This is a genomic window from Streptococcus equinus ATCC 9812 (assembly GCF_000187265.1).
Taxonomy (GTDB): domain Bacteria; phylum Bacillota; class Bacilli; order Lactobacillales; family Streptococcaceae; genus Streptococcus; species Streptococcus equinus.
On sequence record NZ_GL698436.1, the window covers coordinates 1 to 1,857 of the forward strand.

Consider the following 1,857-nt stretch of genomic DNA (forward strand, 5'->3'; position numbering starts at 1 on the left):
CCTTTAAATTTGGAAGATGTGTAACAAAGCAAATTTTTTTCATATTATTTTCTCACTATCCTAAACTATTAGTTTCTAATCATGCTACTGCTTGTAGTCTTACTACTATAAGTACTAAAAAATATAATTAACATCATTGTTAAATACTCAAACGGAATAATCGTAAAAGTAAATAAATAAACCACACCCAATAAAAATGGCAAGTAGCCTTCTTTTTTTATATTTTTAAAATTAAAGATTATGGGAAATACATACAATAAAGCTAAATAAATACCCCCGTACGCTAAAACCATTGTAATTGAATTACTGAAGCCAGTATTATAATTTCTCCAAGATGCCATAAACTGTTTTATTGTATCATAATTCATGTATCCGTTTCCCCATATAGGATGCAACAACCAAGCTTTAGTACCAACTATAAAATCATCGGTTCTAATTGATCCTGAGCTTGTCTCTAATTTAGCCTGTAACAGTAGCCTAACAACAAAAATTACTACTAAAAAAAAGATAGGGAGCACTGAAATTCTTATTATCTGAATAAATTTAGACCTCGTTCTGGTAGTGAATAGTTGATGTAATAAAACTACAATCAATAAAATAATTCCTGTAGTTGAAAAAGAACTTAGAATAGCAATTGAGAATAAAAAGATTTTAAATAACGATTTCTTTTTATCAACATATACTTCCACCAACATAGCAATTGAGAAATGCAAAGAGGTCATCGGAGCCTCTGTAAATATTGCCGTATTTCTTATAACCCCATACAATTCTTGTGTTTCAAAATAAAAGCCATGATAACTAGGAACAACTTTAGGATCTCCAGTGTCTGTCCAAACTGATTGAACAATACCTGAAGGGTGCAGAAAATGAAGAATAGATCCCAATAACCAAAAGAAAAGTGAAACAAGAGCGATAATAAATACTACATTGCGATACTTTAATAATACCTCGCTTCTCTCATTAGACTCCTGTATAATGAAAAAGAATAAAAATAATAAGATGGTAAAAGAAAATTTTATTGCAGGTAAAACTTTAAACCATGTTACAAAAATCCATAATCCAATATACCCCAAAATGCATATTGATATTAAAAATCCTCTATAAATTTTATTCATATGGATGTTGTTTTTCGAAAAAGTACAACCTATAACACCTGTAAGTAGTAACATAAAAATATAATCAGAAAAACTATTTCCACTTCCATAAAGGTGCATCCAGATACTCCTTGTATTCAAAATCACTGATAGCGAAACCATATACATACAAATTGAGTACAAAATTTTTTTAGGTGAAAATGTAATAATCAATGCAATCTCCTTCCAATATTAGTCACATATTCATAAAATATGTGGTGAAAATTAGGTTAATTCAGCAGCATGTGCATTCTTTTCTGATTCTTTTGGTGGTGTCATATAATCACCATACATTTGAGTAAGAATATAATCTGCATCCTCAGGACCATTCAAATAATCATTCTCAAATGGGTATAATTTTCCTTCTCCGTATTTCTCTTTAGGAAACATCTCTTTAAACTTATATTGTCCCATAAAATTAACAACCCATTCTGAGCTTTTGTATGGATATTTTTTTAATAGCTTATCAATCTTCCATAACCATTTCTTCTCATCACTATTTCTACCAAAACCAGTTAATTGAACAAATTTTATAATAATTCGTTCAGAAAGTGGTCTATCGAATCTTCGCTATACATATAACTCCCTGTTCCCTATTCTAAGGTAAAGGTATCAGCTATTTTTTTCGTTTACCTCTACCAATTTTTGTTTTTTCTTCACTTTTTCCATAATTACCATAACTACCGTACCCACCGTAACTACCATATGAACCATACTTATCTAA

General features: G+C 29.8%; 2 protein-coding genes. Both read right to left on the reverse strand.

Annotation, left to right across the window (positions count from 1 at the left end; all coding sequences use genetic code 11):
- Window positions 1-68: 68 nt before the first annotated feature.
- Entirely contained in the window at window positions 69-1,214 is a 1,146-nt protein-coding gene (locus tag HMPREF0819_RS08440) for a hypothetical protein (RefSeq protein WP_003067946.1), read from the reverse strand.
- Between the two features lie 144 nt (window positions 1,215-1,358).
- Complete coding sequence (locus tag HMPREF0819_RS09570) at window positions 1,359-1,547, reverse strand: LicD family protein (RefSeq protein ID WP_003067948.1); 189 nt, start codon at window positions 1,545-1,547, stop codon at window positions 1,359-1,361.
- Between the last annotated feature and the right edge of the window lie 310 nt (window positions 1,548-1,857).